Source organism: Pseudomonas sp. BIC9C (assembly GCF_034541995.1).
Classification (GTDB): Bacteria; Pseudomonadota; Gammaproteobacteria; order Pseudomonadales; family Pseudomonadaceae; genus Aquipseudomonas; species Aquipseudomonas fluorescens_CC.
The window spans coordinates 139,055-152,818 of the sequence record NZ_JAWDGM010000008.1; the positions used below are offsets into that span (position 1 = coordinate 139,055).

Here is a 13,764-nt window from a genome sequence, read left to right on the forward strand (position 1 = left end):
CCTCGTGTCCCGGTCGCTGTGTCGCAGCGACCGGGGCGCATCAAGACAGGTGACTGGCGTGAATTCCTTCCTGAATATCCTGGGGCTCGACCTTTCGGCCCTGCAAGGCTATGGCCCTTTGTTGCTGCACGGCACCTGGGTCACTCTCAAATTGTCGGCGCTGGCGCTTGTGGTGAGCATGGCGCTGGGGCTGCTAGGCGCGGCGGCAAAGCTGTCGCCACTGAAGCTGTTCAATCTGCCGGCGACCTTTTACACGACACTGATCCGTGGCGTGCCTGACCTGGTGTTGATGCTGCTGATTTTCTACAGCCTGCAAGGCTGGCTCAGCGCCCTGACCGAGGCCATGGGCTGGACGTACATGGAAATCGACCCGTTCGTGGCTGGCATCGTCACCCTTGGCTTCATCTACGGTGCGTATTTCACCGAGACCTTTCGCGGGGCGATTCTGAGTGTGCCACGCGGGCAACAGGAAGCCGCGGCGTGCTTTGGCCTGAACCGTTGGCAGCGCTTTCGTTTCGTGGTGTTCCCGCAAATGATGCGTTTCGCCTTGCCGAGCCTTGGCAACAACTGGCTGGTGCTGCTCAAGGCCACGGCGCTGGTATCGATCATTGGTTTGTCGGATCTGGTCAAGGTCGCGCAGGAGGCGGGTAAAAGTACGTTCAACATGCTCGATTTCCTGCTGCTGGCCGCAGCGCTTTACCTGCTGATCACTAGCGCTTCGAACTACGTATTGCGCGTGCTGGAACGGCGCTACAACCAGGGTGTGCGGGGGATGGCGCGATGATCGAGTTGATTGCCGAATACTGGAGGCCCTTCCTGTTCAGCGATGGCGAAAGCTTCACCGGACTGGCGATGACCCTGTGGTTGCTGGTGGCGAGTATTGCCATGGGCTTCGTGCTGTCGCTGCCCCTGGCGATCCTGCGCGTGTCGCGCTGGGGCGTTTTGCGTTGGCCGGTCCAGCTGTTTACCTACGTGTTTCGCGGCACGCCGTTATATATCCAGTTGCTGATTTGCTACAGCGGGATCTACGGCATCGCCGTGGTCCGTTCGCAGCCATTGCTCGAAGCGTTTTTCCGCGACGCAATGAATTGCACCTTGCTGGCGTTCACCCTCAACACCTGCGCTTACACCGTGGAGATTTTCGCCGGGGCGATCCGCAGTATTCCCTATGGCGAAATCGAAGCGGCCCATGCCTATGGCCTGAGTGGCTGGCGCCTGTATCTGCAACTGATCCTGCCTTCGGCGCTACGCCGCGCGCTGCCGTACTACAGCAACGAAGTGATCCTGATGTTGCACGCGACTTCGGTGGCATTTACCGCAACGATTCCGGACATCCTGAAAATCGCCCGGGATGCCAATGCGGCGACCTTCATGACGTTCCAGGCATTCGGCATCGCCGGTCTGCTGTACCTCGCGCTGTCGTTCGGGCTGGTCGGTGCATTCAGGCTCGCGGAGAAGCGCTGGCTGAGCTTTCTCGGCCCGACCCACTGACTTCCATTGTTAATCCAGAGCGGCGGCGAAAAGCGTGCCGTTCCAGGAGTATTCGCATGTACAAACTTACGGTTGAAAATCTGTATAAACGTTTTGGTGACAACGAAGTGCTCAAGGGCGTCTCGTTGAACGCACGGGCAGGGGACGTGGTGAGCATGATCGGCGCCAGCGGTTCGGGTAAAAGCACCATGCTGCGCTGCATCAATTTTCTGGAACGGGCGGACGAGGGTGCCATTGCCCTGGATGGCGAGCGAATCCTCACCCGTCAGGGCGTTGGTGGCATGCGCGTGGCCAACCCGAAACAGTTGCAGCGTTTGCGCACGCGACTGGCGATGGTGTTCTAGCATTTCAACCTGTGGAGTCACCTGACCGTGCTGGAGAACATCGTGCTGGCACCGTGTCGAGTCCTGGGCATGAGCCGCAAGGCCGCTGAAGAAAGCGCACGGGCGTATCTGGACAAGGTCGGCCTGCCGCAGCGGGTAGCCGATCAGTACCCGGCGTTTCTGTCGGGCGGGCAGCAACAACGGGTGGCGATTGCCCGTGCCCTGGCGGTGGAACCCGAAATCCTGTTGTTCGACGAGCCTACCTCGGCGCTTGATCCGGAACTGGTGGGTGAAGTCCTGAAGGTGATTCAGGCACTGGCCGAAGAAGGCCGGACCATGTTGATGGTGACCCACGAAATGGGCTTTGCCCGGCAGGTTTCCAGCCAGGTGTTGTTCTTGCATCAGGGCCGGGTCGAGGAGCAGGGTGATGCTACGATACTCGACCGGCCAAACAGCGAACGTTTGCAGCAATTTCTATCGGGTCGTTTGAAGTGAGGCAAAGCGTACATGGCGGATATCCGCGATCTGTCGATCGTGCTTGATCGTATCGACCAGGCAATCATTGAAGTGTTGCGCCACGAAGGGCGCATCACTTATCAAAAGCTCTCCGAGCGCGTGCACCTGACCCCCAGGCCTTGTCTGGAACGGGTACGCAAGCTGGAACAGCTCGGAGTCATTCGCGGCTATGGCGCGATACTCGACGAGAAGAAACTGACGCCGGGTTTATCGTTGCTGGTGCTGGTGGCGTTGTCGAACCAGAGCGGGCGCGCAGCACAAAAGGCCTTCGAGGCCAAGGTCCGCGCCTGCCCGCAGGTGCTGGAATGTCGCCTGATCAGTGGCGCATTCGACTACAGCCTGCGCATGCGCTGCCGTGACATGGAGCATTACCGGGTGTTGACCGAAGTCTGGTTTGACGATCCGGATTTGCACATCGACAAACTGGTCAGCCACCCGGAGCTGGCGATGGTCAAGACCACGATGGAATAAGATCAAAAGATCGCAGCCTGCGGCAGCGAACGTAAGGGGCAAAGCGTTTTTGTTACTTTGACGCTGTCCAAAGTGACCCGCCGTAAAGGCGGAACCGTTAGTGACCGCGACCGCAGAAGCGGATATGTACACCGGTAAAAGACACGTCGCCCAACACCCCGCCATCGCAAGCAGGCTTGCTCGCGAAGGCGGCCTGATAACCAGCCTGTCTTTTGTTGTCGGTGTACATATCCGTTTTTTCGGTAACGGCGGCTTAGGGTTTCGCCCTTACGGCGACTCACTTTTTTTGACAAACGCCTCAAAAAAAGTAAGCAAAAAAAGCGCTCGCCCCGAACGTACGGCCCCTCGCCAGGGCTCGGGGTTCCTTCGCTCCGGTGTCCATCCGGGGGCATTGCCCTCCGGTCGGCTTCGCTTCGACCTACATGCAATGAGTTCGACTGCGTCGAACGGCGCTGCGCGCCCATTCCCGGATGAACACCTCCACTCAGCCTCCCGAGGGGGCGGGTGGGTCAAGATCAAGAGCGGCAGGCGAGCTAACGCTCGGCCTGTTGAATGGTGAAGAGCGTGGGGGGTACACAGCCCTGTCTTTGCTCTGCTCTTCTCTCTACTGTAGGAGCGAGCTTGCTCGCGATGGACGTCAACGATGACGCGTGTGGCCTGAATGCCCGCGTTGTCCAGGCGTTTTTCGTCGGAACGCCGCCCGGAGCAAGCTCGCCCCTACAGGGGAACGCGTTTAATTGCGATCAGGCCGGCCAGCAGGCCGCCTCGCTTTGGCTTTGGCTTTGGCTTTGGCTTTGGCTTTGGCTTTGGCTTTGGCTTTGGCTTTGGCTTTGGCTTTGGCTTTGGCTTTGGCTTTGGCTTTGGCTTTGGCTTTGGCTTTGGCTTTGGCTTTGGCTTTGGCTTTGGCTTTGGCTTTGGCTTTGGCTTTGGCTTTGGCTTTGGCTTTGGCTTTTGATCTTCTTGCCCCTCGAGAGGCCGAGTGGAGGTTCTGTGCAGTGGGCAACCCGGCATGGATGCCGGGTTAGCCGCCACCGGCCATGGATGGCCGATGGCGGCGGGCCCACGGAGCAGGACCGGAAGGAGGGAATGCCGAGCCTAGGCGAGGCACCGAACGTCAGGGGCAAGAGCCCTTGGTTACTTGGGGCTTTTCCAAGTAACCCGCCGTCAGGGCGGAACCCTAAGTGGCCGTTACCACAGCAATGGATATGTACCCCTGAAAGGGCTGCCAAGCCGCCTCCGCGGCCTCACCGAATCGGCTGAAAGGGTCAGAATCTTCAGCCGTTTTCATCAGCGCAAAAGCCGTTATCAACCGGGTTTTTCCCGCTTCGAAACAGACAATGAGCCTCTCTCGACCCTCATTGAGTCTGTGCCCATGCAAACCACCAATACGGTATTAATGATCCGCCCAACACGTTTCTCCTTCAATCAGGATACGGCGGCGAACAACCGTTTCCAGCGTCCGGCCGCAATAGCCGAAGACGTACAACTCAAGGCCCTTGCCGAGTTCGATGGCTATGTCGCCGCGTTGCGTCGCCACGGCGTCGAGGTCCTGGTACATAGCGATCGCGAAGCGCCACATACCCCGGACTCGATCTTCCCCAACAACTGGTGGAGCACCCACCCGGACGGCACCTTGGTGCTGTACCCGATGCAGGGCCACAACCGGCGGCTGGAACGGGACAAAGGTGTACTCGACGGGTTGCTGGACGCATACCGGGTCGAGCAGGTGCTGGACCTGACCAGCCTCGAAGAGCAGGAGATTTTCCTCGAGGGCACCGGCAGCATGGTGCTGGATCGGCAACAGCGGATTTGCTACGCCGGGTATTCCACGCGCACCCACGCCCAGGCCCTGGATCAGTTGGCCACCCATTTGGGCTATGAGCTGTGTGCATTCAACGCCGTGGACCGCCAGGGCGTGGCGATTTATCACACCAATGTGATGATGAGTGTCGGCACCCGCCTGGCAGTGGCGTGCCTGGCGTCCGTGCCTCAACCCGGCGAACGTGCGGCGCTGCGTGAACGGCTCGAATCCAGCGGCAAGCAGGTCGTCGCCCTGAACTGGACACAGCTGGAGTCTTTTGCCGGCAACATGCTGCAAGTGCACAACGCAGCGGGCGAGCCGCTGCTGGTGATGTCGCGCACCGCCTGGCAATCGCTGGATGCCGATCAGCGCCGCTTGATCGAAACTCACACCACGCCGTTGCCGGTGAACATCGATACCATCGAGCGCATCGGCGGCGGCAGTGCGCGCTGCATGCTGGCCGAGGTGTTCCTGCCCAAACGTTCCCCGGCTAGGAGCCGCTGCGATGACGCAGTTGCGCCGGACTCACGCCAAGGCGTTGCCTGAACGTGGTCGCCATGTGCGCCTGGGAACTGAAACCGCAGGCGTAGGCGATTTCCGTCAGCGTGGCCGTTGAATCGAGCATCAGGGCTCGGGCCTTGGCGAGGCGTCGGTCGATCAGGTAAGCGTGCGGGCTTTTGCCTGTGGCGTTTTTGAATGCCCGCATGAAATAGCCTTCGGACAATCCAAGCAGGCCCGCCATTGCCGGTACGCTCATCGGGCCATCGAGGCCCGCATCAATGAACTCGTCAAGCAAGCGCATCCGGTGTCCGGTTATCGAGCCATGGGGCGCTGTGGACATGGCTTCGCTACCCGTCGCCCGCTCAGACAGGGCGAGTGCCCAGGCTTCCCAATCGTCGTCCACGGATGCCTGCAACAGCGCGGCACGCATCCGCCGCGCGAGGACAGTGGCTTGCTGATCGATGCGATTGTTGAAGGCTCGATCCCCCATCAACGCAATACCGTCGGTGCGTATCACCCGCAGATATTCACCGCCCTTGGCTGATTCGGACAACACGTCACACCCGACGGGGATGAACGCCAGGCCGTTGGGCATGGCATCGAAGGGGTGTACCCGGTCGCTGCCGATCGCGTGCAGGCCTCGCTGGCTGTCGAAGGCAAAGCCGATTCCCGCCTGGGTCGCTACATACCGGGTGGCGTAGGCGCGCCCGGGTAGCAATTCGATCGCCCAGGGCCCGGCCTCGATGCGGCGGATCGGTTCGGACAGGAGCGGTGGCGGCAGGCGGTTTCGATGACTCATGGACACCATAGTAGTGAAGGTGAGGGGCAAAAGTCAGGTCAGTTTTCTGAAAGTTGCAAGACGGCGCTCGTGTTCATACTGGGCAAAATCTCAGGGGGATAACTCATGCAAAAACTGACTCGCAACGATATCGAACAGGCTGCTCGCAACGTCTACCAGGTCATGCCTGCCACCGCCCAGTACCCTTGGCCCTTGCTGGCCCAGCGGTTGGGTTGCACGGTGTGGGTCAAGCACGAAAATCACACGCCTACCGGTGCTTTCAAAGTGCGCGGCGGTATCACTTTCATGCACTGGCTCAAGCGCGAGCACCCAGAAGCGAAGGGGATTGTCAGCGCTACCCGCGGCAACCATGGCCAGAGCCTGGCGCTGGCGGCGGGCGCACTGGGCTTGCAGGCGTTGATCGTGGTGCCGGAAGGTAACTCGGTAGAAAAGAACAACGCCATGCGCGGCTTTGGCGCTGAAGTGGTCGAGTATGGCCGCGATTTCGATGAAGCCCGTGAAGAGGCTGCACGCCTTGCGCAGGCGCATGACCTGTTCCTGGTTCCGCCGTTTCACCCTGAACTGGTCAAAGGCGTCGCCACGTATGCGCTGGAACTGTTCAACGCTGCGCCGGACCTGGATACCCTGTATGTACCGATTGGTTGTGGATCGGGGATCTGTGGGGTGATCGCCGCCCGCGATGCGCTGGGTCTGAAAACCCGGGTGGTGGGCGTGGTGTCCACAGAGGCGGCGGCCGCACAGTTATCGTTTGATAGCGGAGTGCTATGCGAAACCGCCTCGGCAACCACTTTTGCCGACGGTCTGGCCGTACGCAAACCAGTGCCAGAAGCTTTTGCCGTGTACGCGGCAGGTGCGGCGCGGATTGTCGCGGTCAGTGATGCGCAGATTGCCGAGGCCATGCGCGTGTACTACACCGATACCCACAACCTTGCCGAAGGGGCCGGTGCGGCGGCATTGGCAGCACTTATTGCAGAGCGTGAAGACATGGCGGGGAGAAGGGTGGGGGTGATTCTATCCGGAGGAAACGTCGACAGATCGGTGTATGCGCGAGTGATTGCGTGACAGAATCACGCCCCGATCCGGCCAGAGGCGCCGGACGTTGGTGGTGAAAAGGGGCCGCAGTTGAACGAACAGACATTGTCCATGCGCCTGGAACGCGTGGCGGCACATGTGCCAGCCGGTGCGCGCCTGGCCGATATCGGCTCGGATCACGGCTACCTGCCGGTGGCGTTGATGCGCCGTGGCGCTATCACCGCGGCGGTGGCCGGCGAGGTGGCGTTGACGCCGTTCCGCTCGGCCGAACGCACCGTGCGCGAGAACGACCTGGACCTGCAAATCACCGTGCGCCTGGCCAACGGCCTGGCGGCTATCGAGCCGGGAGACGGGATTACGGCGATCAGCATCTGCGGCATGGGCGGCGAAACGATCCGCGACATCCTCGACAGCGGCAAGATGTACCTGAGCGGTCAGGAGCGCCTGATCCTGCAACCCAACGGCGGCGAGCAGCCACTGCGTCAATGGCTGATGGAAAACGGCTATCGCATCCTCTGCGAAGAAGTGCTGAGGGAAAATCGTTTCGACTACGAAATCATCGTCGCCGAGCGCGCCGGGCCAGTGATGTACACCGCCGAGGAGCTGTACTTCGGCCCGTTGCAGATGCAGGCCCGCAGCCCGGCGTTCCTGGTCAAGTGGCAGCGCAAGCTGCGCCAGAAGCAGAAGACCCTGGCCCACTTTGCCCGGGCGCGGCAGGCCGTGCCCGAGGACAAGGTGCAGGACATCGCGCGCCAGGCCCGGTGGATCACCCGGTTGCTGGCTTGAGCCCGTTCCGGGAGGTGCGCGTCTGCGCTTACGCGGGCGATGGATCCCCCTTGTTCCCGCCCCCGGCATTGCCTTTGGCCTGGCGGGTGCTGCGACGCAGTTCCTGTGGCGTGCGCCCGACGACTCGCACGAAGCTGCGCAACATGTGATCGGCATCGCCGAATCCGAAGCACCTGGCGATCTCCTCGAACGTCTGGTGCCCGTCTTCGACCAGTGGCCGTGCCGACTCGATACGCAGGCGCTCGATCGCTTTCGCCGGCGTCACCCCGACCGATGCCGCGAACACTCGGCCAAACTGGCGCACGCTCATATGGGCAACCTCTGCCAGGCGATCAACCGACAGGTCATCACGCAGATGATCGCGCACGTAGCTCAGCACGGTGCGGATCCGGTCCGAGCCCGGGTCGAAATCCTGCAGCGAAGAGAACTGGTACTGACCACCCGGTCGCCGATAGTAGACCACCAGCATGCGCGCGACAGAGCGTGACACTTCCTTGCCCAGGTCCTGCTCGATCATCGCCAGGGCCATGTCGATGCCGGCGGACATGCCTGCGGACGTCCAGACATTGCCGTCTTCGGTCCAGATTCGATCTCCGTCGACGCGCAGCGCCGGATAGCGTGCCTGCAATTGCGGCGCGTAGTTCCAGTGGGTGGTCGCGACACGACCGTCGAGCAGGCCGCTCTCGGCCAACAGGAAGGCGCCAGTGCAGACGCTGGCAGTGCGGCGCGCGCGCGGGGACATCTGCCGTATCGCCGCTGCCATCGGCGGCATCCTGTCATCGATCGGGGCGGTGGGGGCGCCGACAATGATGAGCGTGTCGAGCTGGTCGACAACCTGCAGGGCTTGCGTCGCGACTTGCAGTCCGCACGACGCGCTGATCAATCCGCCATCAAGCGAGGCGACCGTGAATCGATAGCCCGAAGGGCGTGCACGACTGGCATTGGAGAAGGCTTCGAGCGGGCCGCTCAGATCGAGCAGCACGAAGCCCGAGTAGACCAGGAAACATATGTGACGCTGCATGCACGGAACATCCACAGTCTGATGGGGGCATAGTACGCGCTTGCTCTCTGGAAGGTCACGGGCCGATCCGCCTCATGCAAGGTGAGGGAGCAGGTCGGCCGAAATCCAGGGATATATGTCCATTTCATAGCGCCTTCTCGCCGTACCGTAAATGCACCACCTCCACCTTGCGGACGTGCAAAATGACCTTCAATCGAATTCATCCCGGCAAACTCATCTCCTGCGCCACCTTGCTGGGGGCTATCCTGATGGCGCCCGGCATCGGTTTCGCCGCCGAGAACCCCTATGCCGATCCGGCCAAACCCGCGCTCCCGGCCTCCACCTTTCAATGGGATTCCAGTCGAACCGCGCTGGTCGTGATCGACCCGCAGATCGACTTCATGAGCCCGGAGGGTGCGGGCTGGTCAGTCTTCGGCCAGAGCGTTACCGAGCAGAACCTGGTGCCGAATCTGACCCGGCTTTTCACGGCGTTCAAACAGGCCGGAGCGACCGTCGCCATCTCGCCGCACTACTACTATCCCCAGGATCATCAGTGGGAGTTTGAAGCGCCAGCGGAAACCGTTCAGCACAAGCTGGGTATGTTCGACCGCAAGGGCGCCCTGACGCTGGATGGATTCCGCAATTCGGGTGCCGACTTCATGAAGGAATTCAAACCTTTCATCGAAGACGGCAAGACCCTCGTCGCCTCACCGCACAAGTTGTACGGCCCGCAAAGCAATGACCTGATGCTGCAGTTGCGCAAGCAGCGGATCGACAAAATCGTCCTGGCCGGCATGGCCTCCAACCTGTGCGTCGAATCGCACCTTCGCGAGTTTCTGGAGCGCGGTTTCGAGGTGGTTGTCGTACGTGACGCCGTCGCCGGCCCGAAGCTGCCTGACGGCGATGGATACGGTAGCGCACTGGTCAACTTCCGCTACATCGCCAACGGTGTGATGACCACCGACGAAGTGGTGAAAAAACTGGAAGCGCGCTGACCATGGGCATGACCCATTTCATCAGCGGACAAGGGAGCCCTTGCGGCTCCCGAATCAACCGACTGGCACGTAACTGAGTCAGCCATGGGCGTGCGAAAACGCAGAACCGATGGCCGGATGGCAGAGATTTTTCTGTTGCTGGGTCTGAGTGTCACGGCCCTCGCAGAGCGCTGTCCTCGGGTTGCTTGCCGCAACACTCACGTCCGTCAACTCTCCGGAAGCACCAGCAGCAGAGGCATGACCATGAGCAAAGTGACGACCGGGATGGCGTTGAAATCTTCTACAAGGACTGGGGCCCGAAAAACGCCCAGCCAATCGTGTTCCACCATGGGTGGCCGCTCAGCAGCGATGATTGGGATAGCCAGGCGCTGTTCTTCATTGGCCAGGGCTTTCGCGTCATCGCCCATGATCGACGCGGCCATGGCGCTCTTCTCAGACGGGCGATGGCCACGACACTGGACCACTACGCGGCTGGAGCGAAATGCTTGCGCTGTTTTCAACAGCTGAACCTGCGTAACGCTGTGCATGTCAGCCCACTCGACCGGTGGCGGGGAGGCAGCTTTTTGCGCTTCGCCATCGCCAGGCATGGCGGCGGTATAAGCGCGTGGCCAAACTGATTCTGATTGGTGCGGTGCCGCCGGTCATGGTCAAGAGTCCGGCAAACCCGGGCGGACTTCCGATCGAGGTGTTCGACGACATGCGCAGGCAACTGGCAGCCAACCGGTCTCAGTTCTACCTGGATGTTGCCAGTGGCCCGTTCCTGGCGGCTTCAGCGTTCGGCTGCCGCTGTTTCGCCAGGCATGATCAGAACTGGTGGCGCCAAGGCATGGCCGGCGCGGCAAATGCTCACTATGAGTGCATCAAGGCCTTCTCTGAAACCGACTTCACGGATGACCTGCGGGCGATCACCGTACCCACTTTGGTCATGCACGGTGACGACGACCAGATCGTTCCCATTGCCGACTCCGCGCTGCTGTCGAGCAAGCTGCTGAAAAACGGAACCCTGAAGGTGTACGAGAAATACCCGCACGGGATGTGCTCAACGCATGTCGATGTGGTCAATCAGGATCTGTTGAAGTTCATTCGCGGCTGACCGGATTGAGCCATGGCTCTGCTGCTCGCAGGGCCATGGCGGGATTCATGGACCGGCCGCGTCACTCTTCTTCCCCGAGTGCATGGGCGTCACTGCGTGCAACTCAAACTTGCCGGTGACTGGGCGGCAATGTGTACCATCGGTCGGGTCAGGCGATGTAAATGTGACTCGATGGCTATTTTTTTCAGCAATAATTTATGAAACGATTCAGCTGCATAGTTACGCGGGTTTCAGCGAAGAAAACAGGTCCCCCCGGGCGCTGGATTCAGTACCGTTTGTCGAGCGTTTTGCTCGAAAAATGAACGATCGGGAAATGCAACGCTCCTATGTACGCCGAGCGGTCGCTGAGTTTCGCGTTGCTCTCCCTAGAAAAATAATGGACGTATACCTCATCTGCATTGAATGGAATGCACTTGGGGATTTTTTTACCTGAGGACCTGGGTGATAGTATGCCGTCATCACTGACTCGCTGGGCGAGTCGCTCTCTCTTGTAATACCCAAACTATTCTAGTTGCTTTAATCAATGTGAACTTGATTGTGCAGGCGTGATTAATTAATTCGCGTGCCTGGGGCATGGTCACTCGCACTGCCGCAATAAGTGGAGATGTAATCGTGGATATACATACAATTATCGGCCTGTTAGGGCAGAAAGAATCCATGGAGTTTTTGCGTTTAGGAGTTGTTTACGTTCACCTGTTGGCTTGCTGCGTAGCCATTGGTCTGGTGTTTGCCAGCGATGCCGCAATGGTCAAGGACTTGTTGAAAGGTCGAGTGTCGTCGGGGCACGATAATGATCATATGGCCAGTCTTCAGAAGTCTGTTTCCAATGCACTTATATTCTTGTGGGTGACCGGCGCTGCGATCATTGGCATTGATTATCTTGATAAAGGAATGACCTATTTTGCCAATCCGAAACTTCAAGCCAAAGTCATTATTGTGTTATTTGGCTGACGTTCGGCAGCGTATTGTTGCACATATGTATTGCCGGCAATGCTCAAGGCCGGGTCGTTGTGATCTGCCTGCAGATCAATGTGCGAAGATGTTGCCTGTTCTCCGGTGCACTGTTATCAGGCGTATCCTGGCTGTATCCGCACGATGCTTTAAATTGTCGGTCGACCGCTGGCCTGGAAATATTCGCTCTGCCAGGCTACTGATGGCCTATCGGTGTTGATGTGCTCGGCTTTGCGATGATGGTGGCGTTGACTCAGTGGGGCTTTGCATAAACGCAACGAGGCCGCGATCTCTCTCAGAGAGCCTATTATTGGTATTCGCGGGAATTCCTGCGCGGTGAGCTGACAAAGAGTCCAGGCAAAGACGGGTGAAACCCTTTGCACCTTTCAAACATCAGACCCCCTCCTGGCGAGGGGGTTTTTTGTGCGTGCAGGAATTGGGAAGTCAAAGAAAACCGGCTCGATTGGCTAATGCTGATCAATTAAGCCGAGACACTGAACCTGTGGCGAGGGGCTGATCCCGCTGGGCAGCGAAGCGGCCCCAAATGGGCTACTGTGCGAACGCCCGGAAGCCAGTTTCGGCTTCATGCTCCCCGCAGGCCTGACAGTAGAAGCCAATCAACCATTCGGCGAGGGGGAGGGTAGCAAGGTCGGCCTCGAGCCTACCGCTCATCGCCAAGCCATAAAATAGGCTTTGACATCGTTGGGGCTTTGGTTAAAGATTAATCAATCGCATACGATCAAGTCGAGCGCGATCACAAACAACAACAACCCTTGCCGTTTGGAGATTCAGCCATGAACACCGGAAGCAGCCGCAAAATCATCAGCTCTACCGCTCAAGCTTCCCATGGCCACAACGGCAACAACTGGATCAGTGCACACGCCAATTGATGGACCTTGTCTTTTTAATGCCACATGCATCGCACACGATATAATCGTGCGAAACATTAAACCCTGAGGAAATCCCCATGAGCAAAATCGAAAAAGTACTGGCTACCGGCAAAACCCACACCACTCACAGCAGTGTCGGTGGTCACAATGGCAACCTCGATATCGAGCTATCGTCGCCCGGTTCCGCCCAGCCGGCCCACGTCTTTACCGCTGTCCAGCCACACCCGAAAGCCGAGCAACTGTTTGCCGGGGCCTGGTCGGCCTGCTACACCGCGGCAGTGGGGCTGGTGGCCCAGGAACGCAATATCGTGTTGCCGTCGGACATGGCCGTCGACATTGAAGTGGACCTGGGCCAGACGGGTCCGGCGTATTTCCTTCAGGCCCGACCGGCCTGCGTGCCGGGGCTGGCGCAGGATGTCGCGACCGAACTGGCCCACATCACTTGGCCGACTCCATCTGCCCTTACTCCAAAGCCACACGCGGCAATATCGATGTTGCCCTGAACGTTATTACGGCGTGATGTCTGGATGCATTAAAAACATCGCACACGATACAAGCGCATACGAATATAACTGACTGTAATCCTGAGGGAATCATCATGAGCAAGATCGAAAAAGTATTGGCCAGCGGCAAAACCCACTTAACCAACAACGCGCAGGAAACACGTCGCGCGGACATAACGGCAACCTCGACATCGTGCTGTCGTCCCCTGGCAGCGAAACACCGGCACACGTGCTCACCGCCGTCCAGCCGCACCCGAAAGCCGAGCAGCTGTTCGCCGGAGCCTGGTCGGCCTGCTACATCGCAGCAGTGGGGCTGGCCGCCCAGCAGTTGAAGGTGACATTGCCGGCCGACACGGCCGTCGACATTGAAGTCGATCCCGAACCAGGAATGGCGCGGCATGCTTTACTCCCAAGGGGCGACTGACGTTGCGCGTACCGGGGCTGGATCATGGGGTGGCGACTGAATTGGCCCACAACGCCGATGCAATCTGCCCGTACTCCAAGGCCACACGCGGCAACATTGATGTCGCCATCAATGTCTTGACGGCATGACCCACTCGTAGGCCGGCCCACCGGGGATTTTCCCGGTGAGCCGGCCTTCGGTGTTCATGC

10 protein-coding genes and 5 pseudogenes are annotated in these 13,764 nt (G+C 59.5%); 13 read left to right on the forward strand and 2 right to left on the reverse strand.

Going from position 1 to position 13,764, the window contains the following annotated elements; translation table 11 throughout:
* Positions 1-58 precede the first annotated feature (58 nt).
* From RS887_RS28305 to ctlX, 6 genes and pseudogenes are all read left to right on the forward strand, one after another.
* Positions 59-784 carry an ABC transporter permease gene (locus tag RS887_RS28305; protein ID WP_322617978.1) on the forward strand — a complete coding sequence of 242 codons (726 nt, stop codon included), beginning with the start codon at positions 59-61 and terminating at the stop codon, positions 782-784.
* Positions 781-1,491, forward strand: a complete 711-nt coding sequence (locus tag RS887_RS28310; RefSeq protein WP_057399569.1) for an ABC transporter permease — start codon at positions 781-783, stop codon at positions 1,489-1,491. Before RS887_RS28305 ends, RS887_RS28310 begins: the two co-directional genes overlap by 4 nt.
* Before the next feature lie 56 nt (positions 1,492-1,547).
* Positions 1,548-2,309: pseudogene (locus RS887_RS28315) on the forward strand (ABC transporter ATP-binding protein).
* Between the two features lie 12 nt (positions 2,310-2,321).
* Positions 2,322-2,801, forward strand: a complete 480-nt coding sequence (locus RS887_RS28320) for an Lrp/AsnC family transcriptional regulator (RefSeq protein ID WP_007974731.1) — start codon at positions 2,322-2,324, stop codon at positions 2,799-2,801.
* Between the two features lie 661 nt (positions 2,802-3,462).
* Entirely contained in the window at positions 3,463-3,756 is a 294-nt protein-coding gene (locus RS887_RS28325; RefSeq protein WP_322617979.1) for a hypothetical protein, read from the forward strand.
* A 417-nt stretch (positions 3,757-4,173) separates the two neighbouring features.
* Entirely contained in the window at positions 4,174-5,148 is a 975-nt protein-coding gene (gene ctlX / locus RS887_RS28330; protein ID WP_322617980.1) for a citrulline utilization hydrolase CtlX, read from the forward strand.
* Here the strand turns inward: ctlX and RS887_RS28335 are convergent.
* The gene (locus RS887_RS28335) at positions 5,093-5,911 is read right to left on the reverse strand and encodes an AraC family transcriptional regulator (protein WP_322618100.1); all 819 of its coding nucleotides are present in this window, start codon (positions 5,909-5,911) and stop codon (positions 5,093-5,095) included. The genes ctlX and RS887_RS28335 overlap by 56 nt on opposite strands.
* A gap of 96 nt (positions 5,912-6,007) precedes the next feature.
* Between RS887_RS28335 and RS887_RS28340 the strand changes: the two genes are divergently transcribed.
* Together RS887_RS28340 and RS887_RS28345 are read left to right on the forward strand one after the other, a co-directional pair.
* Positions 6,008-6,964: a threonine dehydratase gene (locus RS887_RS28340; protein WP_322617981.1), complete on the forward strand. Its 957-nt coding sequence runs from the start codon at positions 6,008-6,010 to the stop codon at positions 6,962-6,964.
* Between the two features lie 60 nt (positions 6,965-7,024).
* Positions 7,025-7,720 (forward strand): tRNA (adenine(22)-N(1))-methyltransferase, encoded by a 696-nt coding sequence (locus RS887_RS28345; RefSeq protein ID WP_322617982.1) that lies wholly within the window; start codon positions 7,025-7,027, stop codon positions 7,718-7,720.
* A gap of 28 nt (positions 7,721-7,748) precedes the next feature.
* On the opposite strand, the gene RS887_RS28350 is transcribed toward RS887_RS28345, so the two are convergent.
* Positions 7,749-8,741 carry a GlxA family transcriptional regulator gene (locus RS887_RS28350; protein ID WP_322617983.1) on the reverse strand — a complete coding sequence of 331 codons (993 nt, stop codon included), beginning with the start codon at positions 8,739-8,741 and terminating at the stop codon, positions 7,749-7,751.
* Between the two features lie 182 nt (positions 8,742-8,923).
* On the opposite strand from RS887_RS28350, the gene RS887_RS28355 reads away from it, so the two are divergent.
* The 5 genes and pseudogenes from RS887_RS28355 to RS887_RS28375 all read left to right on the forward strand — a co-directional run bounded on the left by RS887_RS28355 (position 8,924) and on the right by RS887_RS28375 (position 13,704).
* On the forward strand, positions 8,924-9,715 hold the full coding sequence (locus RS887_RS28355) for a cysteine hydrolase (protein ID WP_322617984.1): 792 nt from the start codon (positions 8,924-8,926) through the stop codon (positions 9,713-9,715).
* A 275-nt stretch (positions 9,716-9,990) separates the two neighbouring features.
* Positions 9,991-10,808 (forward strand): annotated as a pseudogene (locus RS887_RS28360) (alpha/beta fold hydrolase).
* Positions 10,809-11,465: 657 nt separating this feature from the next.
* Positions 11,466-12,099, forward strand: a pseudogene (locus tag RS887_RS30675) (hypothetical protein).
* A 627-nt stretch (positions 12,100-12,726) separates the two neighbouring features.
* A pseudogene (locus RS887_RS28370) lies at positions 12,727-13,169 on the forward strand (OsmC family protein).
* A 78-nt stretch (positions 13,170-13,247) separates the two neighbouring features.
* A pseudogene (locus RS887_RS28375) lies at positions 13,248-13,704 on the forward strand (Ohr family peroxiredoxin).
* Positions 13,705-13,764: the final 60 nt, after the last annotated feature.